19 protein-coding genes and 1 pseudogene are annotated in these 24,664 nt (G+C 64.6%); 7 read left to right on the plus strand and 13 right to left on the minus strand.

What is annotated here, in order from left to right; translation table 11 throughout:
* Window positions 1-4: 4 nt before the first annotated feature.
* From BLR24_RS08010 to BLR24_RS08020, 3 genes are read left to right on the plus strand one after another with little or no spacing between them, the layout of a single operon-like run.
* Window positions 5-1,060, plus strand: a complete 1,056-nt coding sequence (locus BLR24_RS08010) for a PilW family protein (RefSeq protein ID WP_093015335.1) — start codon at window positions 5-7, stop codon at window positions 1,058-1,060.
* A complete protein-coding gene (locus BLR24_RS08015; protein WP_093015338.1) occupies window positions 1,057-1,611 on the plus strand; it encodes a pilus assembly PilX family protein in 555 nt (184 codons plus the stop codon). Before BLR24_RS08010 ends, BLR24_RS08015 begins: the two co-directional genes overlap by 4 nt.
* 17 nt (window positions 1,612-1,628) lie before the next feature.
* A complete protein-coding gene (locus BLR24_RS08020; protein ID WP_093016287.1) occupies window positions 1,629-4,940 on the plus strand; it encodes a pilus assembly protein in 3,312 nt (1,103 codons plus the stop codon).
* 232 nt (window positions 4,941-5,172) lie between these two features.
* On the opposite strand, the gene BLR24_RS08025 is transcribed toward BLR24_RS08020, so the two are convergent.
* The 3 genes from BLR24_RS08025 to BLR24_RS08035 form a co-directional block, all read right to left on the minus strand.
* A complete protein-coding gene (locus BLR24_RS08025) occupies window positions 5,173-6,519 on the minus strand; it encodes an MFS family transporter (protein WP_093015341.1) in 1,347 nt (448 codons plus the stop codon).
* Between the two features lie 185 nt (window positions 6,520-6,704).
* On the minus strand, window positions 6,705-7,319 hold the full coding sequence (locus BLR24_RS08030) for a response regulator transcription factor (protein ID WP_093015344.1): 615 nt from the start codon (window positions 7,317-7,319) through the stop codon (window positions 6,705-6,707).
* Complete coding sequence (locus BLR24_RS08035; RefSeq protein ID WP_093015348.1) at window positions 7,316-9,496, minus strand: sensor histidine kinase; 2,181 nt, start codon at window positions 9,494-9,496, stop codon at window positions 7,316-7,318. The genes BLR24_RS08030 and BLR24_RS08035 overlap by 4 nt, the downstream gene beginning before the upstream one ends.
* An 86-nt stretch (window positions 9,497-9,582) precedes the next feature.
* Between BLR24_RS08035 and BLR24_RS08040 the strand changes: the two genes are divergently transcribed.
* Window positions 9,583-10,440: an aldo/keto reductase gene (locus BLR24_RS08040; RefSeq protein WP_093015351.1), complete on the plus strand. Its 858-nt coding sequence runs from the start codon at window positions 9,583-9,585 to the stop codon at window positions 10,438-10,440.
* Window positions 10,441-10,459: 19 nt separating this feature from the next.
* Here BLR24_RS08040 and BLR24_RS08045 read toward each other — a convergent pair.
* The 3 genes and pseudogenes from BLR24_RS08045 to BLR24_RS08055 all read right to left on the minus strand — a co-directional run bounded on the left by BLR24_RS08045 (window position 10,460) and on the right by BLR24_RS08055 (window position 14,483).
* A pseudogene (locus BLR24_RS08045) lies at window positions 10,460-11,955 on the minus strand (nucleobase:cation symporter-2 family protein).
* A gap of 153 nt (window positions 11,956-12,108) precedes the next feature.
* Window positions 12,109-13,365: an alpha/beta hydrolase family protein gene (locus tag BLR24_RS08050; protein WP_093015354.1), complete on the minus strand. Its 1,257-nt coding sequence runs from the start codon at window positions 13,363-13,365 to the stop codon at window positions 12,109-12,111.
* A gap of 68 nt (window positions 13,366-13,433) precedes the next feature.
* Window positions 13,434-14,483, minus strand: coding sequence for an SDR family oxidoreductase (locus BLR24_RS08055; RefSeq protein WP_093015357.1), 1,050 nt, complete (start codon window positions 14,481-14,483; stop codon window positions 13,434-13,436).
* 154 nt (window positions 14,484-14,637) lie between these two features.
* Here BLR24_RS08055 and BLR24_RS08060 point away from each other — a divergent pair, with 154 nt between their 5' ends.
* On the plus strand, window positions 14,638-15,330 hold the full coding sequence (locus tag BLR24_RS08060) for a TetR/AcrR family transcriptional regulator (protein ID WP_093015360.1): 693 nt from the start codon (window positions 14,638-14,640) through the stop codon (window positions 15,328-15,330).
* On the opposite strand, the gene BLR24_RS08065 is transcribed toward BLR24_RS08060, so the two are convergent.
* From BLR24_RS08065 to BLR24_RS08085, 5 genes are all read right to left on the minus strand, one after another.
* Window positions 15,327-16,082: a GntR family transcriptional regulator gene (locus BLR24_RS08065; RefSeq protein ID WP_093015363.1), complete on the minus strand. Its 756-nt coding sequence runs from the start codon at window positions 16,080-16,082 to the stop codon at window positions 15,327-15,329. The genes BLR24_RS08060 and BLR24_RS08065 overlap by 4 nt on opposite strands.
* A gap of 57 nt (window positions 16,083-16,139) precedes the next feature.
* Entirely contained in the window at window positions 16,140-16,880 is a 741-nt protein-coding gene (locus tag BLR24_RS08070; protein WP_093015367.1) for an aspartate/glutamate racemase family protein, read from the minus strand.
* Window positions 16,881-16,905: 25 nt separating this feature from the next.
* Entirely contained in the window at window positions 16,906-18,399 is a 1,494-nt protein-coding gene (locus BLR24_RS08075; RefSeq protein ID WP_093015370.1) for an NCS1 family nucleobase:cation symporter-1, read from the minus strand.
* A gap of 224 nt (window positions 18,400-18,623) precedes the next feature.
* Window positions 18,624-19,097 (minus strand): SET domain-containing protein, encoded by a 474-nt coding sequence (locus BLR24_RS08080; RefSeq protein WP_093015373.1) that lies wholly within the window; start codon window positions 19,095-19,097, stop codon window positions 18,624-18,626.
* 60 nt (window positions 19,098-19,157) lie between these two features.
* Complete coding sequence (locus BLR24_RS08085; RefSeq protein ID WP_093016289.1) at window positions 19,158-20,078, minus strand: LysR family transcriptional regulator; 921 nt, start codon at window positions 20,076-20,078, stop codon at window positions 19,158-19,160.
* 142 nt (window positions 20,079-20,220) lie between these two features.
* On the opposite strand from BLR24_RS08085, the gene BLR24_RS08090 reads away from it, so the two are divergent.
* Window positions 20,221-21,114, plus strand: coding sequence for an amino acid ABC transporter substrate-binding protein (locus BLR24_RS08090; RefSeq protein WP_093015376.1), 894 nt, complete (start codon window positions 20,221-20,223; stop codon window positions 21,112-21,114).
* A 2-nt stretch (window positions 21,115-21,116) separates the two neighbouring features.
* Window positions 21,117-22,433, plus strand: coding sequence for an aminotransferase class V-fold PLP-dependent enzyme (locus BLR24_RS08095; RefSeq protein ID WP_093016293.1), 1,317 nt, complete (start codon window positions 21,117-21,119; stop codon window positions 22,431-22,433).
* Here BLR24_RS08095 and BLR24_RS08100 read toward each other — a convergent pair.
* Both BLR24_RS08100 and BLR24_RS08105 read right to left on the minus strand, forming a co-directional pair.
* A complete protein-coding gene (locus BLR24_RS08100) occupies window positions 22,396-23,334 on the minus strand; it encodes an alpha/beta fold hydrolase (RefSeq protein ID WP_093016291.1) in 939 nt (312 codons plus the stop codon). The two genes, BLR24_RS08095 and BLR24_RS08100, sit on opposite strands and share 38 nt — an antisense overlap.
* 95 nt (window positions 23,335-23,429) lie before the next feature.
* Window positions 23,430-24,656, minus strand: coding sequence for a M20 family metallopeptidase (locus tag BLR24_RS08105; protein WP_093015379.1), 1,227 nt, complete (start codon window positions 24,654-24,656; stop codon window positions 23,430-23,432).
* Window positions 24,657-24,664: the final 8 nt, after the last annotated feature.

Genomic DNA, 24,664 nt, shown 5'->3' on the forward strand with positions numbered 1-24,664 from the left:
AACCATGTTCCATCGAAGACGGTGCAGCCGGGGCTTCACGCTGGTCGAGTTGATGGTGGCCATCACCCTCGGCCTCTTCCTTCTGATCGGCCTGAGCAGCCTGCTGGTGTCAACCGTCAGCTCCCGGTCGGAACTCGACAAGTCTTCGCGCCAGATCGACAACGGGCGCTACGCATTGCAGGTGCTCACTGACGACATACAACTCGCCGGCTTTGTGGGCGCAACCTCGAGCACGGCTTTCGCGACCGTGACGCCCGTGGCCTGCCCGTCGAGCATTGCCGACTTGGGCTACTCGGCGACGACGAGCCCGGGCACCTCCAACGTTCCTTTGCCGGTCTACGCGCTGGGCAGCGAGCCGACTTGCCTCGACCACGTCATGTCCGGCACCGCCATGCTGGTCGTCACGCGCGTCAGCACGACTGCCGTGAACGTGGCCACCGCGGCCAGCGGCGAGCGCTACCTGCAGATCTCCGCCTGCTCGACCGACTTGCTGCCCTTCGTAGCGGCGGCCGGCTCTTCGGCGTCGAGTTTCAACCTGATGCAGAAGGATTGCCTTTCGACCAAGCTCGCGCCGGTGCGCAAGATCGTGCAGCACGTGTACTTCGTGAGCACCTGCAACGTGTGCGGCACTGACACCACGCCCACGCTCAAGATGGCCGAATACGTCAATGGAGCGATGACCATCACACCGCTGGTGGAAGGGATCGAGAACCTGCAGCTCGACTACGGCATCGACATGGATGCCAATGGCTCACCCGACTGCTACACCAGCAACCCGGGTAGCCCTCCCGCGGCGGAAGTCGCCGTGGCCGTATGCCCGCAAACGACGCCGTCTTACGACTGGACGGTGGCCGCGACCAACTGGGCCAACGTGATGGCGATCCGCATCCACGTGCTGGCGCGCAACACCGAGTCCAGCAGCGGCTGGACCGACTCCCGGACCTACAACCTCGGCCTGGCGACGCCGACGGCCGGCCCGTTCAACGACCGCATCAAGCGGCACGTCTACAGCACGGTTGCCCGCCTCTACAACAGCTCGGGCCAGAGAGAAACACCATGAACCGTTCGAAAAATGCCTGCTCCCGCGCACGGGGCCAAACAGGTGCAACCTTGCTCGTCTCCATGATCTTCCTTGTGGTGCTGACGCTCATGGTGGTTTCGGCCGTCAAGGTCACCAACGTCAACACCAAGGTGGTCGGCAACATGCAGACCGAGAGCGAGGCCAATGCGGCCGCGACGCAGGCGATCGAAGGGACGATCAGCAGCGACTTCACTTCGATGCCGGTAGCCAGCACCACTGCGGTGGACATCAACAACAGCGGCCAGACCGGCTCCACCTACAGCGCAGCCGTGGCCGCACCGGTTTGTACCGGCATCAAGCCCATCAAGCTCAGCGAACTGGATGCGACCCAACCCAGCGACCAGCCCTGCTATGTGAGCGGCGCCTCGCAGAACACAGGCATTGCTGGCAGCAGCGCCGGTGGCAATTCGTTGTGCTCGAACTCCAACTGGGACGTCAGTGCAAGCGCTACCCCGCCCGCCGGTGGCGCTGCGAACGCCCCGACTCACCAAGGCATTGCAGTGCGCGTCGCAGTGGGTGCGGCATGCTGATCAAACGGGAGTCGGACATGAAGAAGCCTTCGAACTTTTGGCGGTTGGGTGCCCTGACGTTGCTTGCGCTGGCAAGCGCCGGCGCGCGGGCCGACGACATCGACATCTATCAGGGCACAGCCAGCGGCGGCGCCCCCAATCTGCTGCTGCTTCTCGACAACTCGGCCGCAGCGAGTGCGAGTTCGAGCTTCACCTGTTCTGACTTGACAGTGAACGATCCGTCGAAGAACCTGGGCTTCGAGCAGTGCGGGCTGTACAGCGCCATCAAGTCCGTTGCCACCGACGCCTCTCTGAACGGCAACATCAGCCTGGGCCTGATGTACTTCCCCGACGGGGGAACCAACGGCAGCACTTTCGTCTTGCCCGCTGCATCGCCGGCGCCGAGCTCTCTGCTGCTGATGGACGGCAACGGTGCCGACGGCAAGGGTGTCGACAAGATGCTAACGAGGGTCGCGGCGTTGAGCCTCGCCCGCGATAAGTCGAACAACAACCAGACTGCTCAGGCCATGCAAGAAGCCTGGGCCTTCTACCAGGGCAAGACCGGCCTGTCTGGCACCACCTACCCGGGGCTGACGAACCAGCAAGCCTGCGCCAGGAATTTCCTTCTCTACATCACGCTCGCCACCAACAACCAGAAACCGCAGGACAGCGGCAACGTGGGCGGATCGGCCTTGCAGACGGCCGGAGCCCTGACCGCGCTTCCCACCCAGGTGGCGCTGCCGAGCTGGAAGTCGCCGATCTCTCCGTACGCCACGGCTGCAGCCAAGTACAAGAGCGACTACTCCGACGAGTGGGCCAACTTCATGTACACGGGGACTTCGCCCAACCTCACGACGCCGTATCCGGCCATCACTACCTACACCATCATCCTGAGCGATGGCAGCAACCCGGACTACGAGCAGCTCATGGTCAGCATGGCCAACCAGGGCGGCGGCAAGTACTTCATTGTGAGGCTGGGCGACGTCAGCGCACTGGCCAACGCCATCGGGCAGGTGTTCAGCGAAGTGCAGGCCGTCAACAGCGTGTTCGCGGCGCCGGTACTGCCGGTGAGCGCCAATACGCAGGGCACCTACGTCAACCAGATCTACATGGGCATGTTTCGCCCCGACGGCAGCGACAACCCGCGTTGGATGGGCAATCTCAAGCAATACCAGTTCGGCGTGGACATCACCGACCCGACCGCGCCGCAGCTGTTTCTCGCCGACGCCTCATGGGGTACCTATTCCGCAGGCACCAATGCCAACCGGGCGCTGAGCGCAGCGGGCACGGGGTTCATCTCGCCCTCGGCGGTCAGCTTCTGGACGTCCAAGGACATCAGTTCGCTTCCCGACTCCAAGGGCGGCTTCTGGCTTAACGCCTTCCGGGCGCAAGGCGCCAAGGACGGCTACGACTGGGCAGACGGACAGGTCGTCGAAAAGGGCGGCGTCGGGCAGCAGATTCGCCTCAAGTACCTGAAAGACAGCTACCCCCCGACGTCGACCGCAAGCGCGACGACGGCGCGCAACGTGTACACCTGCGTGGGCACCGGGTGCACCGCCGATGCTGCATTGAGCACGATGCCGTTCAAGGCCGGCAACACGAACCTCACATCCACGGCGCTCGGAATTTCGGCGTCGAGTTCGATAACGGCCGTCAACCTGATCAACTGGGCGCGCGGCGACGATACGTTCGCGGCGGGCGACTCCGTCGCAGGGACTGAGGGCAACACCCTGCCAGATTCCAGCATCACGATTCGCGGTTCGGTGCACGGCGACGTGCTGCACTCACGGCCCGCGGTGATCGACTATGGCGGCACGACCGGCGTGGTGGTGTTCTACGGCGCGAATGACGGCATGTTCCGCGCCATCAATGGCAACCAGCCCAACAATCCCACCGACAGCAGCAAGCCCAAGGGCAGCTGTACGTTATCGACGACGTGCGCCATTACCGTGAAGGACGCCACCGGCGCCACCGCGAGCGTGGCCCCGGGCGGCGAGCTGTGGAGCTTCGTGCCCTCGGAGTTCTACTCGGGCCTTCAGCGGCTCTATCAGAACAGTCCGGCCCTTAAACTGGGCAGCTCCTCCACCGGCTCCCCGAAGACCTATTTCTTCGACGGCGCGCCGGGCGTCTATCAGAACAGCGTCACGGGCAAGGCTTACATCTTCCTGTCGGCGCGCCGCGGCGGTCGGCTGCTCTATGCATTGGACGTCAGCGATCCGGCCAACCCGAAGTTCATGTGGAAGCGCAGCAATTCCGACACCGGCTTCGGGGAACTCGGGCAGACCTGGTCGCAGCCGAAGGTGGCAATGATCAAGGGCCGCACGAACCCGGTGCTGATCTTCGGTGCTGGCTATGATCCCAATGAAGACGCCGAACCGCCCGCGGCCGACACCATGGGCCGGGGAATCTTCATCGTCGACGCGGTCACCGGCACCATGCTCTGGCAAGCCGGCCCAGGCGGTAGCGGCACGACCTGCACCGGCAACCCCTGCAAACTGGCGAGCATGAACTACGCGATTCCGGGCGACGTCACGCTGGTGGACCGCGACTTCGACGGCTACATCGATCGGCTCTACGCTGCCGACACTGGCGGCAATATCTGGCGCGTGGATCTCCAGCCGACTGGCAGTGGCGACTTGAGCACCTGGCAGGCGACGCAGATTGCCGCGCTGGGCGGAACTGGGACGACCAAGCGCAAGTTCTTCTTTCCGCCCGATGTGGTGCTGACGAAGAACTACGACGTGCTGCTGAACATCACTGGCGACCGGGAGCACCCGCTGCTGACCCAGGGGGCCACCAGCATCGTGAACCGCTTCTACATGGTCAAGGACACCAACGTGGGGGGAAATGCGTCCAGCTGGACACCCGTGCGCGATGACACCAGCAGCACGGCGGACGCAGAGCCCACCGCGCTGTTTCACGTCACCGATTCCGTCCCGTACGCCGGCACCTTGAGCGGGTTCTACAGGACCCTGAGCGGCTCGGGTGAAAAGGGCGTGAATGCACCGACCACTGTCGGTGGCACCGTCTACTTCGGCACCAACCAGCCCATTGTCCCGAGCACCACAAGTTGCCAAGCCAACCTGGGTTCCGCGCGCAGCTACGGCATCAACTTCCTGACCGGCAGTGCGACCTCCAAGCTGCTCGACGGCGGAGGGCTGGCGCCGTCGCCGGTGTTCGGCATCGTCACGGTCAGCGTCAACGGCACGAATCGGCAGTTGCCATTCCTGATTGGCGGTGGCGGCGGCTCGGGTGCAGACGGAAAATCAGGTCTCGGCGCGCAAAAACCGATCATTCCCCTCAACGCCACACGGAAGAGAACTTACTGGTTCCGTGAGACCGACCGATGAAAGAAGGCGAACCCCGGGCTTCTGATCTCCCGGGTTGGCGCCGCATCGGTGGCAGCGCGGTGTCGAAGTCAATGGTGTCGAGGGGGGCGAGCAGGTTCTCGATCTTCGCTCGATAGTCGTCGACCAGCGATGGCCTTGTTCGAGGCCTTGGCGGAGAGCGGCTCGAAGCCCTTCTGGAAAACATCAGCGTATCTGTGCAGGAGGAGTTCAGCGAGGCGGTCCCGCGCCCTGCCTACTTGTCGTGATGCAGGTAGGTCGCCTGCTTCGGCAGCAGCAGGCTCACCAGGAACGCCACCCCCATCATCGCCGTCACGTACCAGTAGAAGTACGACTCGTGCCCGATCGACTTCAGCCCCAGCGCCACGTATTCCGCGCTGCCGCCGAAGATGGCATTGCCTATCGCGTACGACAGGCCCACGCCCAGCGCACGAATCTCGGGCGGGAACATCTCTGCCTTCACGATCCCGCTGATCGAGGTGTAGAAGCTGACGACTGCCAGTGCGAGGGTGATCAGCATGCCGGCCACCAGCGGGCTGCCGACGCTCTGCAGGTTGCTCAGCACCGGCACCGTCATCAGCGCGCCCAGAGCACCGAACAGCAGCATGTTGCTGCGGCGGCCGATGCGGTCCGACAGTGCGCCGAACAGCGGCTGCATGCACATGTAGATGAACAGGCAGGCGGTCATCACGTTGCTGGCGGTCTTGATCGACATGCCGGCGGAGTTCACCAGGTACTTCTGCATGTAGGTGGTGAAGGTGTAGAAGATCAGCGAGCCGCCGGCCGTGTAGCCCAGCACCACGAAGAAGGCGCGCTTGTGGTTCGTGAACAGTTCGCGCATCGTGCCCGCGCCCTTGGCGGCGCGGGTCTTGGTGCTGGCGGTTTCGGTCAGCGTGCGCCGCAGCATGAGGGCGACCACCGCGGCGATGGCGCCGATGACGAAGGGAATGCGCCAGCCCCAGCTCTTGAGCTCGGCTTCGTCGAGCACCTGCTGCAGCACCACCACGACAACCACCGCCAGCAGCTGCCCGCCGATCAGCGTGACGTACTGGAACGACGAGAAGAAGCCGCGCTGGCCGCGCATCGCCACTTCGCTCATGTAGGTGGCGGTGGTGCCATATTCGCCACCGACCGACAGGCCTTGCAGCAGCCGCGCAGCCAGCAGCAGCGCGGGCGCGGCGGCGCCGATCTGCGCATAGGTCGGCAAGCAGGCGATGACGAGCGAGCCCACGCACATCATGACGACCGAGGTCACCATCGAGGTCTTGCGGCCCTTGCGGTCGGCCAGGCGGCCGAACAGCCAGCCGCCGATCGGGCGCATGAGAAAACCGGCGGCGAACACGCCGGCGGTGTTCAGCAGTTGCACGGTCGGGTCCGACTTGGGGAAGAACGCCGGCGCGAAATAGATGGCGCAGAACGCGTAGACGTAGAAGTCGAACCACTCCACCAGGTTGCCGGATGAGGCGGCAAAGATGGCGAAGATGCGTTTGCGCTTTTCTTCAAAGGTGTAGGCGGTGTTGTTGGCGGCGGTCGCGTCGGGGCTGGAGGCGCCGGCGGTGCTCGCACTTGTGATGGCGGTCATGGAATAGGGGTCCTTGTCTCTGGCTGCGGCCTGCCGCGAAACCACGCGAAGCCGTGCCGCCGAGTCTGTCCGGCCGCCACCGTGCTGTCGTCCGTAGCCGGCCGCCGCAGGGCTACGTATCGGTACGCAAGGGTAAATACCTAGAAAGACTTACGGGCGCGATGAGCGGCCGCGGTGGAGAGGCGCTAGAGAGCGTGTTCCCGCAGGAACCGGTCCAACTGGTGGCTGTTCGCCAGCCCCAGCTTGGCGAACACGTGGGCGCGGTGGGTTTCCACCGTGCGCTGCTCCAGCGGTGCGAGTTCCAGGGCGATCTGCTTGTTGGGCTTGCCCTCGGCCACCAGCCGGGCCACCTGCATCTCGCGCGGCGTGAGCTTGGCCCACAGCGCCTCTGCCGCCTGCCGGGCCTGCCGGCGCAGGGCGATCTCCTCGGCCTTCTGCAGGGCCTTGGCGATGCTGTCGAGCAAGCGCTCGTCGTTGCAGGGTTTTTCGAGCCAGCCGAAGGCGCCGTTCTGCACCGCCTCGACAGCCATGGGAATGTCGCCATGGCCGGACAGGAAGATCGTGACCAGCGGGCTGTCCTGCGCGCGCAGTGCATCGAACACCTGCAGCCCGCTCACGCCCTCCATGCGCAGGTCCAGGATCACGCAGCCTGCACGCTGCAGGTCGGCGCCGGCCAGAAAGGCCTCGCCCGAGGCAAAGGTCTGCACCGCGTAGCCGCGCGACAGCAGCAACAGGCCCAGCGAGCGGCGCACGGCCTCGTCGTCGTCCACCACGCACAGGTTGTTGGCAAGAGCGGTCACGGGGGAGAGATTTCCAGTTCGAGAGTGAAAACTGTGCCACCACCGGCCCGATTGGCAAAGGACAGCCGGCCGCGATGGGCCTCGACGATGGTGCGGCAAATGTTCAGGCCCAGCCCCAGCCCGCCGGTCTTGGTAGTGAAGAAGGGGGCGAACACTTGCTCGGCCAGCGCAGCGTCGATGCCTGGCCCGCGGTCGGCCACGCGGATGTGCATGCGTCCTTCCCGCACCTCGGCCTCGATCTCCACGAGGCGCTGTTCCGGTGGCGTGGCCTGCATGGCATGCAGGCTGTTGGACAGCAGGTTCAGCAGGACCTGTTCCAGCAGCACACGGTCGCCGCGCACCTCGGGCAGCCCCGCCGGGATGCGAACCTCGGCGCGCGCCTGACGCATCCGCATCTCCCCCTGCAGCAGCGCCAGCGCGTTGGTGACCAGCGCCGCCACCGCGCAATCCTCGGTGCCGACGGTGCGCTGCCGCACGAAGCCGCGGATGCGCCGCACGATCTCGGCGCTGCGCTGGGCCTGGGCCATGGTCTCGTCGAGGCTGCTGACCAGCAGCGACTGGTTGCCTTGCACTGCAAAGGCCTTGGCGGCGCTCGCGAAGTTGCTCAGCGCCATCAGCGGCTGGTTCAGTTCGTGGGCCAGCGTCGAAGCCATCTCGCCCAGGCTGGCGAGGCGCTGGGCATGCTGCAACTGCTCGTCGTTCTGGCGCTGGCGCAGTTCTGCGCGCTTCTGCTCGGTGATGTCCACCACCGAGCTCATCCAGCCGCTGTGTTCGCCGTCGGCGTCGATGAGCGGCGCGGTGTAGACCATGGTGATCACCTCGTGCCCGTCGCGATGCCGCAGGCGCGATTCGAAACCGGAGCGCGTGGGCTGTCCGCTCATCATGGCGTCGTAGTGTTGCCAGTGCTGCGCCACGTCGTCGGGGTGCCAGTAGGGGTACGGCGGAAGCCGGCCGAGAAGTTCGTCGGCGCCATAGCCGGTCATCTCGCAGAAGGCGGGGTTGACGTAGATGATGCGGCCTTCGAGGTCGCGCGCGCGCATGCCCACCAGCAGCGAGTCTTCCATCGCCTTGCGGAAGGCGTGGGCCTCGTCGAGTTCGTGCGTGCGCTCGCGCACGCGCAGCTCCAGGTCGCGCCGCGCATCGCGCTGCTCGGCGAAGCGGCGTTCGCGCAGCTGCCAGTACAGCCCGCCCAGCAGCAGCACGCCCGCGCACAGCAGGCCCAGCATCCAGGTGCGCTCGCGTGCGCGAGTGACCTCCGAATGGTCGGCCATCACCGTCAGCGTCCAGCCCAGGTCGGGCAGCGGCTCGTCGACCGCAAGAAAGCGGCGCGTCTTGCCGCCGATATTGATGCGCACGAGGTAGCCCGGCTGCCCTTCCTCGCGCTCCACCGTCCATGGCAGCGGCGGGAAGCCGGCGCGGGCGCCGTACTGCTGGTCGCGATTCATACCGTCCAGGTCGGCGGCGCCGAGGGGCCGCGTGGCCTGGTACATCCACGCCGGCACCGAGCTCAGAAACACGATGCCGCGCGCGTCGGTCAGCAGGATCGGTTCGCGTGCGAAGGCCCAGGCTTCCTGGAGCTGGCGAAGGCTGATCTTGACCGTCAGCACGCCCAGCACGGCGCCGGCCTCGGAGCGCACCGGCGAGGACATGAATAGCCCCGGCTCGCCGGTGGTCTGGCCCACGCCGTAGAAGAGGCCGCTGCGGCCCGCGCGCGCGTCGATGAAGTAGGGCCGGTTGGCATAGGACTCGCCGACAAAGCTCTGCGGCGTTGCCCAGTTGCTCGCCGCCAGCGTGAGGCCTTCCAGGTCGATCAGGTAGAGCGCGTCCGAGCCCGCGTGGCGGTTCACTTCCTCGATGTAGCGGTTGGCGCGCTGCTGCGCCGCGGGATCCCGGGGGTGGGCCAGCACGCCGAAGACGTCCGGGTGCATGCCCGCGGTGCGCGGGAGGTAGCCGTACTTTCCGGCGGCATCGCGCAGGCCCAGCGCGTGGACTTCCATCGCGCGCCGGATCGAGTCGGCCTGGAAGCTCGCCTCGCGGCTCGCGGCCCATTGGCCCGCCGCGCCGATCAGCAGCAGCGCCACGGCCACGGCGGCAACCCAGGCGTACAGCGTGCGGTAGCGGCCGCGGTAGGCGCTGGCCATCGGCGGTTCGGGGCGGAGGGGAGTCGTGGGAGGCATGAAAGATGGCGGGGTCGACCGGGCCGCGACCGGAATTTTGCCCTGATCCCCGAGTTGGCCGACGTGGCCGCCGTACCATCCCGCCCATGCGAACCCTTTCATTCCCGGCCGGCGGCGAGATGCCGGTGCTCGGCCTCGGCACCTGGCGCATGGGCGAGGCCCCGGGCCGCCATGCGGCCGAGGTTGCCGCCGTGCGCGAAGCCATCGCCATGGGCTACCGGCTGATCGACACCGCCGAGATGTACGGCGAGGGCGGAGCTGAAACAGTGCTGGGCCAGGCGCTGGCCGAAGCTCTGCGCGCCGGCGACGTGCGCCGCGACGAGCTCTTCATCGTCAGCAAGGTCTATCCGCACAACGCGAGCCGGCGCGGCACGCCCGACGCTTGCGAGCGCAGCCTGAAGCGCCTCGGGCTCGACGCCATCGACCTGTACCTGCTGCACTGGCGCGGCAGCCATCCGCTGCGCGAAACGGTCGATGCGCTGCAGGCGCTGGTGGCCAATGGGCGCATCAGCCATTGGGGTGTGAGCAATTTCGACATCGACGACATGGAAGAGCTGGCGCAGGTCGTCGGCGACGGACCCGGTTGCGCGGCCGACCAGGTGTATTTGTCTCTGGGTGAACGCGGCCCCGAATTCAACCTGCTGCCGTGGCTGCGCGAACACGGCATGCCGCTGATGGCCTACAGCCCGATCGATCAGGGCGCACTGGCAGGGGACGATGCACTGGGAGCGCTGGCGGGCCGGCTCGGCATGACCGCCGCGCAGCTTGCGCTGGCCGCGGTAATTTCGCGGCCCGGCGTGGTTGCGATTCCGAAGGCGGTGCGCAGCGCGCATCTTCAGGAGAACCTTGCCGCCGCTTCCCTGAAGCTCGATGCGGCTACGCTCGCCGAACTCGAACGTCTCTATCCGCCGCCTCGGCGCAAGACGCCGCTGGCGATGATCTGACGGGCTTCTAGTTGGGCTTCTAGTGCGCCTCGGCCTGCTTGGCCGCGTCGATCACGGCCTGCTCGTCGTGCTTCGCACCATTGAGGAACAGGTTCAGCAGCACCGCGCTGATCGATGCCAGCAGAATGCCCGACTCGATCAGCGAGTGGATCGCATGCGGCATCCACTGCTTGAAGTTGGGTGCGATGAGCGGAATCATGCCGATGCCGATCGACACCGCGACGATCATCGCGTTGTGCCGATTGCCCTTGAAGTCCACGCCCGAAAGAATGCGGATGCCCGTGGCGGCCACCATGCCGAACATCACCAGGCCCGCGCCGCCCAGCACCACGGTGGGCAGCGACTCGATCAGCGCGGCCATCTTGGGCAGCAGCCCGAGCACGACCAGGATCACGCCGCCGGCCACGCAGACATAGCGGCTCTTGATGCCCGTGACGGCCACCAGGCCCACGTTCTGCGAAAAGCTGGTGTACGGAAAGGTGTTGAAGATGCCGCCGATCAGCGTGCCGAGGCCGTCGGTGCGCAGCCCGCGCGCAGGTCCTTCTGGCCGATCTTGCGGTCGGTCATCTCGCCGAGCGCGAGAAACATGCCGGTCGACTCGATCATCACCACGATCATGATGAGCGTCATCGTAAGAATGAGGATCGGGTCGAACTGCGGCATGCCGAAGTGGAAGGGCAGCACCACGTCCACCCAGGCCGCCTTGCCGACCTTCTCGTACGTCATGAGCCCCGTCGCCGAGGCCACCACCGCGCCGATCACGATCCCCAGCAGCACCGAGATGTTGGCGATGAAGCCCTTGGCGTACTTGACGATCAGCAGGATGGACACCAGCACCAGCGCCGCCACGCCGAAGCCCGAAAGGTCTGCGTACTTGGGGTTGGGCACCGTCGGCATGATGGCAAAACCCTTGGGCACTGCGGGAATCGAGCTGCCCGGCGAGGTCACCTCGGCCAACCACTTCGCATAAACCGGATCGACCAGCGCCGGTGCGGTCGGCCCCACCGGATTGCCGAAGATCCAGTTGATGCCCACGCGCATCAGGCTGATGCCGATGACCGCGATGATGGTGCCCGTGACCACCGGCGGAAAGAAACGCAGCATGCGGCTCACCAGCGGTGCGATCAGTATCGACACGATGCCCGCGCCGATGATGGCGCCGAACAGCAACTGCGCGCCGTTCTGCCCGGGGTTGGCGTTGGCAATGGCCACCATCGGCGCGACCGATGCGAAGGTGACGCCCATCATCACCGGCAGCTTGATGCCGAACCACTGCGTGGCGCCCAGTGCCTGGATTAACGTGGCAATGCCGCAGCAGAACAGGTCGGCCGAGATCAGCAGCGCCACCTCGTCGGGCGACAGCTTGAGCGCGCGGCCGACAATCAGCGGCACCGCCACGGCGCCCGCGTACATCACCAGCACATGTTGCAGGCCCAGGGCCGCGAGCTTGCCCGAGGGCAGGCGCTGGTCTACCGGATGGACTGTCTGAACAGGGGAAGAGGTCTCGGCGGTCATCGTGTGTCTCCTGGCGCGGCAAGGGGAACGTGCGTGGACGGCGCGGTTGTCGTGGCGTCCACAATGTGTGTACGCCAAACTGTATACAATTTATGCCGCAAACTGGATGCAGGAAAACCCGCATCGCAGGCGACGTGCCTTCCAGTGGTCAGGTCAGTTTTCCATCTTCAGTCGCCGCATGAGCCAGTTCGCGGTGAACTCGAAGTGCTCTCGCATGTTCGATTCTGCAGTGTGACCATCATCCCCAAATACCAGTTGCGTCACATTGAAGCCAAGAGCCGAAAGAGATGCAGGTTCGTCTCTGGAGACGAGGTCTTCGCGAGCGCCGTTCACCATGAGAATGGGCTTGCGCGACTGCACCGCAGTGGGCGTCTTCAATTGACGTGAGAGTTGGAATGCTTCGTAGTACTCGCACATCGCTTGACGGGGTGTCGTCTGCGGATTCATGTTCGCAAACGCGGTGTAGGGCGCGACGATCCATGCAGGAGCCGTCTTGCAATGCACTTGTCCAAAGCTCGAATCGCTAGGGCCGCCTATGTTGACAATCGCTTTGTAGAAGTCATTTCTCAGCCCGCCAAGCGTTCCCAGATAGCCTCCCATGCTCCAGCCGTAGACCGCCACTCGGGCTGAGTCCAGGTCGCTGCGGGTCTTGATGTAGTCGGCCACGGCGTCAAACATCACGGAGGACTCCGGACGGAATCCAAGCTGGTTCTCCCCAGTGTCTGGGTTTTCGACAATGAGGGTGGCGAACCCGCGACCAATGAAGTAGTCGCTGTGCCGGATCATCTCCGTCTTCAGGTTGTCGAGGCCGCCCAGAACCACCAGAACCGGCAGCTTCTCGTTGCCGCTGCGTCGTGTCGACGGCGCTCGGAAGTAGCCGATGAATTCTTTCTCTCCGGTCTTGAACGCGATCCGTTGGAGCGGCTTTCCCAGGACCGCATAGGCTCGTTCGGTCGCCTGCAGATCCGCGGTGGGTACACGCTTGGGGAGCCGGTTCATCCGCAGATAGAAAGCGGCCTTCTTGTATTCGGCCGATGCGGCCGCGCTGTGGCTCCGCTCTTCGGCCGCGCGCGCTCGTTCCAGATGCACCTGAGCGGGCTTGCTGAAAATCGCTTGCCAGACCGGCTGCGACGGCCCGGCATGTTCTGGCAGCGTTGCAACGATTTCGTCGAACGTGCTCGCTTCGATTCCGGCATCCTCGAGCCACCAACAGATGTTGAATTTGAACGAAGGATGCATGCGAGCGATGCCTCCCGGGTACTCGGCCTGTCCTTTCCTGCAGAACTCGGCCATGCTGTCCGCGGCCCTGGCCGAAGGGATGCCCTGCGCCGCGGATTCGTGCGGCGCCGCCGCGACAAGAAAAACAGCGCTGAAGGCCGTCAAGAGTTTCAAGATCAATCTGTTCGTCACGGTCTTTCCTTTGGTTGGGTTTGGTGGCTCACGCCCGTTGCCAGGGCGAAGAAGCGGTCTGCTCGGAGCTATCGGGTCGACGCACTTGGCAGCCAGCCATTCCCGCGATACCAAGCGACCGTATCGGCAACGGTTTGCTCGATCGGGCGAAACTTCAGTTGAAGCATTTGCTCGCTCTTCGTGTGATTGAAATGGCTGCGCCCCGCCTCCTTGCGCATCAACCGCACAGTGGCCAGACTGAGCAAGATGGGCTTGCCGCTGATCCGCGCGTAGAGTTCCTGTGCCGCCGCCAAGAGATACAGGAGCGGAAAGGGCAAATTGCGTGTCGGCGTCTTGATGCCCGCGATCTTCCCCACCAGGGGCACCAATTCCTGCATCGTCATGTGGCGGCCGGCAGCCAGGTAGCGTTCGCCACGCTGCCCGTGCTCCGCGGCCGAAATCTGCGCCCTTGCGACGTCGCGGGCATCGACAACGGAAAAGCTGCCAGGCAGCAGCCCGGGTAGTTTTCCAAGCACCACGTCGTTGACAAATTGTCCTGACGAGGTGGGGCCGATATCAGCCGGCCCCCACATCCATCCTGGCAAGACAAAGCTCGCGTGCATGTCCTGGTGCGCCGCAAGAAAGGCCGATACGACCTGATCGGCCAGTATCTTGCTGCGGTAGTAGTCGTCGTCGGCATCTGCCAGGTCACGCAGACAGGTTTCGTCGATGGGCATGCCCGGCTCGCCGTTCAGCACCGCAATGGATGAGGTCTGAACGAAGCGCCGGATGCCGGCGTCGTATGCCCGCTCGATGAGCTGCTGCGTGCCGTCCACATTGATGCGCTTGAGTTCTTCCCAGTGGCTGCCGCCCTTGAAGTTGTCCCGAAAGAACGCGGCGGTGTGGAACACCACGTCGCATCCACGGAGTGCGTTCGAGAAAGCGCGTACGTCCGCCATGTCGCCCACCACCAACTCGACGCCTTTCACCCCTGCAAACTGTTGCTGGCCCTTGGCCTTCGAGCGAACAAGGGCCTTGACGGAGACGCCTCGCGCGACCAGCTCGCGCACAAGGTTGTTGCCGAGAAGGCCGGTAGCGCCGGTGACAAACGCGGACCTCAAGGCCTTGGTTTTTTCCATATCAATTGAATTTCAAAAATCAAACGAGTTTTGAATGTACCTACGCCCTTTTGAAATATCAAGTGATATTTGAATCCTTGGTTTCCGGCCTGGGCCCCGGGGACGCAGGTGCCCGCCAGTCGATATCCAAAGTTCATGTGATATCTTTTGAGGCATGAGCCCGACGACAGCAAGAAAGCGCCTGACCCGCGAGGAAAGCCGGGCGCAGACGCGCGAGCGATTGATCGAAACCGCGCAGCACCTGTTTGTGTCGAACGGCTATGGAGGCGCGTCGATCCGCGACATTGCGGACAAGGCGGGTTACTCCCAAGGCGCCTTCTATTCGAACTTTTCGAGCAAGGAAGACGTCCTGCTGGAGTTATTGCGACGGCATATGGAAGGGGAAGCGACACAGCTTTCCACGGTCATGGGTAACGACCGGCAAAAGCCCGAGCAGATGCTTGCCGAACTGGAAGCCTGGGCTTCCACGCTCAATCACGATGCCGATTGGTGCATGCTTTCCATCGAACTGCAGCTGCATGCCAACCGCAGTCAAACCTTTGCTGCGGAGTACCAGAAGGTGTGGGACAAGCACCGGTCCGAGATTGGCGGCGTGATCGGCCAGCTGTTCAACAAGCTCGGGCGCACGCCTCCTGCCGCACCGGACGAACTGGCCGCTGCGTTCATGGCCCTGTCGCATGGGCTGGCACTGCAGAGGACGACCACTCGTTCGGATCCCTCGGGACGGCTGATCATGGTGTTTCTGCGCGGCCTGATCGCAAATGCGGAATGCCTGGGGACCACGGCTGTCGCGCCCACTGGCTCCTCTTCGCGCGAGCTGAAAAAACGCAGACCCTCCCCAGACTAGGCGAGCAGCGCTTTCACCAGGTCGAGCTGGCGGTCGGGCTTCTCGGTGCCGAGCTCCAGGCTGGCCTCGATGCGCTCCAGGTGCTCGGTCATGCAGGCCACGGCGCCTTCCGCGTCGCCCTTGCGACAGATGCGCAGGAAATCGGAGTGCTCATCCGAAGAGCAGTGCGGGTCGTTCGACGAGTGGTAGAGCATGGCGATCAGCGAACTGCGCGCCACCAGCTCGCGCACCAGCTCGGCCAGCGTCTTGTTGCCCGTGGCCTCGGCCAGCGCCACGTGAAAATCGCCCAGCACTTTCTCGCGCACGGTGCCCGTGGTGGTGGTCTGGCGCAGCGCGGTGCGCTCGAAGCGAATGTGCTGCTCCAGCACCTGGTAGTCGCGTGGGCGTGCATTGGCGATGAAAAGGCGCACCACTTCGCTTTCGAGGATGCGGCGCACCGCGAACACCTCGCGCGCCTCCTGCACCGTCGGCTGGCAGACGAACGCGCCCTTGTCGGGAATCATCTCGATGAGTTTGTCCTTCGACAACATGAGCAACGCCGCGCGAATCTTGGTGCGGCTCACCGAATAGACGCGGCCCAGCGCTTCCTCGCGCAGCCAGGTGCCGGGCGGCAGGCGCTTCTCGACGATGGCGGTGGCAATGTCCTGCGCAATGCTCTCGATGGAGCTGCCCTTGTCGGCGGCAGCCGCGCCGTTGTCGGCAGGAGCGGCGGTGGCAGGGGAGGCGGGAGATTTGGAGCTGGCGCGGGGCATGGCGGATTGTGGCTCAGCGGCATTGCCGGCGCGCCCGCGCCGTTCTTCTTGCTCTTCTTATTGGCCGGCCAGGGTGAAGCCTTCGAGCGCGCCCGTCATGCGCTTGGGCAGCGGGTGCGCGAGTTCTCCGCGCTTGCTGGTCTGCAGCTTCAACGCGACCAGCGATTCGACGAGCTTGGTGCCCGCGGCCACGCCGTCGATCACCGGCACGCCGAGCAGGCCGCTGATGTGCTCGCACAGGTCTGTCATGCCGGCACAGCCGAGCACGATGCAGTCGGAGCCGTCTTCTTCGAGCGCGCGCCGGCACTCGTCCACGATGCGTTCGCGCGCACGCGAACCGGGCTCTTCCAGTTCGAGCACCGACAGCTCGCAGGCGCGCACGTTGGCGCAGAAGCGCTCCATGCCGTAGATCTCGGCCAGGTGCCAGGCCTGCCCCATCGTGCGGCCCAGCGTGGTCACCACGCTGAAGCGGCTGCCCACCATGCTGGCCATGTGCATCGCCGCCTCGGCAATGCCCACCACCGGGCCGCGCGCCAGTTCGCGTGCGGCCTTCAGGCCCGGGTCGCCGAAGCAGGCAATCACATAGCCGTCGAAGCCGTTGCGCTCGCCGGCCGCAATCTCCTGCAGCAGGCCGGGTACGGCCAGCGCCTCGTCGTAGTGGCTCTCGATGGAGATCGGCCCCATGGCCGGGCTGACGGCGACGATCTCGGTGCCGGCGTGCGCCACCGCACGGGCGCAGGCACCGATCTTCTCGGTCATGCTCCAAGTGGTGTTGGGGTTGATGATCTTGATGCGCACGGTGCGGCCTTTCTCTTTCGGTATTTCAAGTCTTGTTGTTGCGGTTCAGCAGCGCGTAGAGCACGAAGCCCAGGCCCATGCCGATGAACCACGCATAGTTCGCGCCACCACGCAGCGCCGGCACCATCACGCAAAGAATCGGCACCAGCGCGGAAGGGATCAGCGCCTGGATCGCCTTCGGGTTGTAGCCGCCGCTGTACCAGTATTTGCCCTGCTTGCTCATGGTGTAGAGCGCGTCCACGTCGATGCGCTGCTTGCGAACGATGTAGAAGTCGGCAATCAAAATGCCGAACAGCGGGCCGATGAACGAGCCCAGCACGTCAAGCGTGTAGTGAATGACTTCGGGGCTGTTGTAAAGGTTCCACGGCGTCAGAAACACCGAACCCACCGCCGCGATCATGCCGCCCGTGCGCCAGCTGATGTGCTGCGGCGCCACGTTCGAGAAGTCGAAGGCCGGCGAGACGAAGTTGGCGACGATGTTGATGCCGATGGTGGCGATCATGAAGGTCAGCGCGCCCAGCACCACGGCGGTGGTGCTGTCGATCTTGCCCACGGTGTGCACCGGATCGGTGATCAGTTCGCCGAACACCGGCAGCGTGGCGGCCGTGGTGATCACGGTCAAGAGCGAGAAGAACACGAAGTTGATCGGCAAGCCCCAGAAGTTGCCCTTCTTCACCGCGTCGAAGCTCTTGCCGTAGCGCGAGAAGTCGCCAAAGTTGAGCATCGGGCCGCTGAAGTAGCTCACCACCAGCGCAATGGCCGAGAGCATCACCGGCAGCGCGTCCCAGCCCTGGAACTTGATGCCGCCCAGGTTCAGGTCGATCTTGCTCCAGCCCGCCTTCCACACCAGCCAGCCGCACAGCACGGCCATCACCACGTACACGGCGGGGCCGGCCCAGTCGATGAACTTGCGGATGGCTTCCATGCCGTGCCAGAACACGAAGGCCTGCAGCACCCACATGATCATGAACGCCACCCAGCCCAGCGTCGAAAGGCCCGCGAAGCCGTGCTGCGCCACATCGGCATACGGCGCGAGGTTCGGGAACATGTGCAGCGCCAGCACCATGAAGGCGGCCGATGCGAGATAGGTCTGCACGCCGTACCAGGCCACCGCGATCAGCCCGCGGATGATGGCCGGGATGTTGGCGCCCAGCACGCCGAACGAGGCGCGGCACACCACGGGGTAGGGGACGCCCGTCACCTGGCTCGGCTTGGCCACGAGATTGCAGAAGAACTGCACGATCACGATGCCCACGAGCAGCGACACCAGCACCTGCCAGCTCGACAGGCCCAGCGCGAACAGGCTGCCGGCCGTGATGTAGCCGCCCACGCTGTGCACGTCGGACATCCAGAACGCAAAGATGTTGTATTGGCCCCAGGTCTGCTTCTTGAGCGGAGCCAGGTCTTCGTTGGTCAGCCGCGGGTCGTAGCCGGGCTTGATCAGCGCGTTGGATTCGGCATGCGGCGCATGGCCGGCTTCACTCGCCCCCGCGGGGGCCTGGCTGACGACTGTGCTCATGGGTCTTTCCTCGTGCGAATGTGGATTGAGGGACCGCTTTCCAACGCAAATTACGCGCCGGGTATCGGGTGCGTTATTTGTATACAAAAACAGTGTGCAATCAAGTCCATGCGGCAATTCATATATCCGTACATTCCCTGAGGCGCTCGGAGGACGCAAAAAAGGCGCCAATGGCCCGCAGCCATGGCGCCTTCGACTTCGAATGCGGCCGAATCAGCGGGCGGTCATTCCTCCGCGTCCACCGGCGCCAGCATGGTCCCGCGGCAGTTCGGCGAGCCGCAATGGCAGGGGTAATTTTCGGCTGGCGAACCATCGTCCGCGGTCAGGGAATAGTCGATGAACAGCTCGTCGCCAGCGTCCACCGGCACGAGGGTCTGGAACTTGAGCATCAGCTCGCCCGCGTCGTCGTATTCCTCGACCGCCTCGCAGTTGGGGTCGCAGGCGTGATTCAGATGGCGCGTGCCGTTGCCGCCCTTGGCGCCGTCGATCGTCTCGTGGTTGGAGAGCGTGAACAGGTAGGTGAGCTGGTCGTTCCACGACTTGGCCGCGATCTCCTGCTGCGTGTAGCGCCGGCCTTCGTAGAGGCCAAGGAACGCCTCGGCCGGCAGGTCGCGCACCGCAAATGCACCGAGCCCGTGCACCCCGCTGGGCGCGACCCGGATGTTGGGCGTGGACGAGGTTTGCTTGCGGGGTTTCATGTGCGGAAGAAGCGAGGGTTGGGAGACAGCGCGAGTGGCAAGTGTGCACCAGCAGCCTGCTCATCCGTCGGGATCTTCGTCGGCCTGGGCCTGGAACATGCGCGTGAAATCGCAGCATTCCTGCGCCAGCATCACGATGGACGAGGTGAGCGCGCTGCGATGCTCGCCCTTGTGCATGGCCACGTAGCGCACCACCGGCAGGGCAGGCACCACGTCGATCACGGCGAGCATGCCGGCCGAAACGAGCGGGTCTAGGCACTGGCGCGGAAGGTAGCTCACCCCCAGCCCCGACACGGTGAGCCCTGTCAGGGCCACGAGATTGCTCACTACGATGGTGTCGGAAGGCTGCACGCCTTGGTCCTTCATCCAGGCGTCGTAGGCGCGGCCGGTGCCGGAGTTCTTGCCCTGCACCAGCATGCGGTGCCGCGCGAGTTCGTGCAGCCGCATGCGGCCGGTGGCCGGCACCACGCCGGGCTTGCACATCCAGGCGCTCTTCACCTGGCCGATGGCCTTGCTCTGCATGCGCGAATCGGCAAAGGTGTCGGGCACGATCACCATGTCGAGCTCGTCGGCCAAGAGCTTGTCGCGCAACTGGAGGCTGTCGTCGACGTCGGGCTCGAGAATGACCTTGGGATAGTGCTGCTGGATCAGGCCGACCAGCCGCGGCAGCCATGTCATCGCGGTCAGTTCGGTCACGCCGATGCGCAGCCGGCGCTCCACCACGCCCGGCTTGCCGAACTGCTCGACGGCGGCGTCGCGTTGCTCGAGCAGCCTGGCCGCGAGCACGAACATCTCTTCGCCTTTTTCAGTCAGGCGCGCGGTGCGCTGGCTGCGGTCGAAAAGCTCGGTGTCGAACAGCAGCTCGAGTTCATGCACCCGCTTGGACACGGCCGACTGCGAGGTGTGAAGCTGGTTGGCCGCCTGGGCGAAGCCGCCGAGCTTGGCGATCCAGTACAGGGCTTCGAGCTGCTTGAAGGTCATCATGGTGCGTGCCCTTGTATTGAATACTTTTATTCATGTTATTCGATCACAAAAAATCGCTTTTAGAAATTTGAAGGTGCGCAGAAGATTCGTTCCGGTCTTGCCCCGTGTACTTCCTGCCTCATCCTCAAAGGAACATTCCATGAACCTCAAACAGTCCCTCGCGCTCGGCGCCAGCATTGCGCTGCTCTGCGGTGCTGCCGCCGCGCAAGAGAGCCCGACGCTGCGCAAGATCAAGGAAACCGGCACGGTGCAGATCGGCAGCCGCGACACGCAGATTCCGTTCTCTTACAAGACCGGCGCCGAAAGCGCGCCCATCGGCTTCACCAACGAGATCTGCCTGAAGGTGGTCGATGCGATCAAGGCCAAGCTCGGCCTTCAGAAGATCGAGGTGCGCTACACACTGCTCAACTCGACCAACCGCATTCCGCTGGTTCAGAACGGCACGGTCGACCTCGATTGCGCGACCACCACCAACACGGTGCAGCGCCAGCAGCAGGTCGACTTTGCGCCGAGCCATTTCGTCACCAACATCACCGCCGCGGTGAAGAAGAACTCGGGCATCAACTCGATCGCCGACCTGCAGGGCAAGACCGTCGCCACGGTGGCCGGCAGCACATCCATGCAGCTGCTGCGCGGCTTCCGCAAGACGGAGAACATCGAGGTGCAGGAAATCGCGGGCAAGGACACGGCCGACGCCTTTCTGCTGCTTGCGAGCGACCGCGCCGTGGCCTATGTGCTGGACGACGTGCAGCTGGCCGGCCTCATCGCCAACCAGCCGAACGCCTCCGACTACAAGTTGCTGAAAGACGTGCTGCGCCAGGAGCCTTACGGCATCATGATGCGCAAGGACGACCCTCAGTTCAAGGCCATCGTCGACCAGGCCGTGACCGAGATGATGAAGTCGGGCGCCATCGACAAGCTCTATGCCAAGTGGTTCATGACACCCATTCCTCCGCGCAACGTGAACCTCAACTTCCCGATGTCCGACGCCGTGCGCGAGGCCTACAAGAACCCGAACAACAAGGGCGTGTGAAGATGCCGGCAAACACAAACCACGCCAACGGGCTGGCGTTTTCCGACGCGCTGATGCGCGAGGTGAAACAGCGCTTTCTCAACGTCGACCACGATCACCACGGGCGCGAACGCCTCTACTTCGACAACGCGGGCGGCTCGTTCCGGCTGAAGGCGGCAGTCGAGCGCTTCATGCAGGTCGATGCCATTCCCGACAACGCGGAGCGCATCCACGCCACTGCCGTCGAGCTGCAGCAGATCCAGGCCAGGGCCGCGGCCGACGTGCGCACCATCCTCAACGCGCGGGGCGGCAGCGTCTATGCATCGCTGACGGCATCGGGCGCGATGTTCGACATGGTGCGCGCGGTGGCCGAGAACGTGCCGGGCACGAACATGGTCACCACCGTGCTTGAGCACCCCTCGTCATTCGACGCCATGAGCCTCTATGCGGGCAAGACCGGCCGTGAACTGCGAGTGGCCAGGAGCAACCCCGAGACCGGCGGCGTCGATGCCGATGAGATCGTGCGGTTGGTGGATAAGGACACCTGCCTGCTCAACGTGATCTATGCATCCAATATCTCGGGTGCCAAGCTCGACATGGAACAGATCGTCCGGCGCGCGCGCGAGTTCAAGCCCGATCTCTACATCGTGGTGGACGCTGTGCAGCATGCGCCGCACGGCCTGATCGACCTTGAGAAGACGCCCGTCGACGGCATCAATATGGCGCCGTACAAGTTCTTCGGTTGCCGGGGCTCGGGCCTGTCGTGGGTGTCGGACCGCGCGGCGCTGCTGCCCCATCACAAGCTCGCGGGCAAGAAGCCCGACTTCTGGGACCTGGGCAGCTCCGCGCCTTGGCAGTTTGCCGTGCTCACCGAGATCGTGGACTATGTGTGCTGGCTCGGCGGAAATTTTTCGGACGCCACCGAGCGCCGCGCGCTGTTCGAGGCGGGCATTGCGCACATCGAGCTGCACGAGCGGGCCTTGCTCGCGGCGCTGCTGGACGGGAGCGGCAAGGCCACGGGCCTGCGCAGTATCGAAGGCGTGAAAGTCTTCCTCGATCACCCGGACCTGACGAAGCGCGACCTGATCATCGGCATCGGCTTCGAGCATCTCGATTGCACGCAGGCGGTGGTCGAGTACGGCAAGCGCGGCGTCACCGTGTACGAGCGTGCGGCGAGCAGCATCTACTCGAAGCGCATGCTCGATTCCTTCGGCCTCGAAGGCACGGTGCGGGTTTCGCCACTGCACTGCCACTCGGCCGCCGACGTGGAGAAGTTTCTCCAGGTGACGCAGGAGATTGTCGTCAGCGCGAAGGGACTGCGGACAGGAACCGGCGGATGACCGGAGCCACTTGCTCGAGATGCGTCTCGAGCAGCCAGTGGCCGCCGTCCGTCAGCACCAGCTCGGCCTTCGGAAGGTCACGCAAGTAAGCCCGCGCGGAGGCCTCGGGCATATAGCCATCGTTGGGTCCCCAGACAATGAGCGCCGGCGGCTGGTGCTCGCGCAGATAGGCCTGATAGCGCGGGAACCATTCGAGGTTCTTCTTCAGCCCCTCCATCAGCTTGAGCGAGAGCTCGTGGCGCGGCGGTGTGTCCATCATGGGCCAGTGCATCTTCCATAGGTCGGGCGGAATCTGGGTGGCCTGTGCTTCGGAAACCTCGCCGACGAACTCGGCGCGAAAACCGTCTTCGCTCACCGCCTCTTCGAGCACCGCGCGGTGCTTGGCCGATGGATCGCGCCAGTATTCCTGAATGGCCCGGTACTTGGGTCCGAGCGTGTCTTCGTAGATGTCACCGTTCTGGATGATCACCGCGGTCACGCGCTCAGGGCGGCGGATCGCCAGGCGCAAGCCGATCTGCGATCCATAGTCGTGCAGATAGAGCGCGTACCGATCGAGTTCAAGCTTGTCGCAGAAGGCTTCCAGAAAGCCTGCATAGGCATCGAAGTCGAAGCCAAAAGTACCAGCGGGCGGAGTGTCGCTCAGTCCAAAGCCGGGATAGTCCGGCGCCACGAGGCGCCATTGGTCCGCCAGTGCCGGCATGAGCCGGCGGTACTGGAACGACGAGCATGGGTATCCGTGCGGCAGCAGCAGCACCGGTGCGTCAACCGGGCCAGCTTCGCGGTAGAAGATCCGCATCCCGTCGACATCGGTGAAGCGGTGCTGGACCGCGCCGGAGTCGGCGGTCAGCGGGGAGGCAGCAAGTGGGGGCGTAGAGGGTGTGAAAAATGCGCGTTCGGTCATGCAGCCATGCTGCATGTCCAAGCCGCCGCGCTGCTGTAGGCGGCGATTGACTTGCCGAGTCGGACGCCCCCAAACGAGGACATCCGCTCACTAGCTCAGGCGAGCAGGTCGCTCAGCGTGCGCGCAATCACCTTGGTGGCGCGGCGCAGGTCTTCGAGCACCACGCGCTCGTCGCTGCGCTTGGCATGCGACTCGAGCACGGTGCGCGGGCCGGCGCCGTAGATCACGCCAGGGATGCCGGCTTCGCCGTACAGGCGAACGTCGGTGTAGAGCGGGGTGCCCATGGCCTTGATCGGCTCGCCGAACACTGCCTGGCCGTGCTTCTGGATGGCATCCACCAGCGGCTGGTTGCCGGCCAGCGGCTTCATCGAATTGGCGAGCAGCAGGCGCTTGATCTCCACCGTGATGCCGGCGCTTTCCGCAGCCGCATCGGCGATCACCTTGCGGATCGTCGCCTCGACCTCGACGGGGTTCTCTTCGGGGATCATGCGGCGGTCGAGCTTGAACACGACCTTGCCGGGCACCACGTTGGTGTTGGTGCCGCCTTCGATGCGGCCCACGTTGAGGTAGGGGTGCGTGATGCCTTCGACCTTCGACGTCACCTGCTGGTAGAGCGTGTTCTGCGCGTAGAGCGCATTGAGGATCTTGACGGCGCCCTGCAGGGCATCGACGCCCGTGGTGGGAATGGCCGCGTGGGCCATCTTGCCGTGCACCGTCACTTCCATCTGCAGGCAGCCGTTGTGCGCCGTGACCACTTCGTAGCTGAAACCGGCCGCGATCATCAGGTCGGGCTTGGTCAGGCCCTGCTTGAGCAGCCAGCCCGGGCCGAGGATGCCGCCGAATTCTTCGTCGTAGGTGAAGTGCAGCTCGACGCTGCCCTTGGTCGGCCTGGCGGCGGCTTCGAGCGCGCGCAGCGCGAAGGTGAAGCTCGCGAAGTCGCTCTTGCTCACGGCGGCGGCGCGGCCGTAGAGGCTGCCCTCTGCAATTTCGCCACCGTAGGGGTCGTGCGTCCAGCCGTCGCCCGGCGGCACCACGTCGCCGTGCGCGTTGAGCGCCACGGTTCGGCCACCGCTCCCATACTGACGGCGCACGATCAGGTTGGTGATCGATTCGAGGCCGTAGTCCTTTACTTCCTGCTCCGGCACCGCGTGCTTCTCGGCTTCCATGCCGAAATCTTTCAGCAGCTCGGCCGTGCGCTCGGCATGCGGCGCGTTGTTGCCGGGCGGCGTGTCCGTGGGCACGCGCACCAGCTGCTGCAGAAACTGCACTTCTTCGTCGAAGTGGGCGTCGATCCAGGCGTCGAGCTTGGCGTAGTCGGTCATGATTTTTC

The organism is Variovorax sp. OV700, from assembly GCF_900099805.1.
Taxonomy (GTDB): Bacteria; Pseudomonadota; Gammaproteobacteria; order Burkholderiales; family Burkholderiaceae_C; genus Variovorax.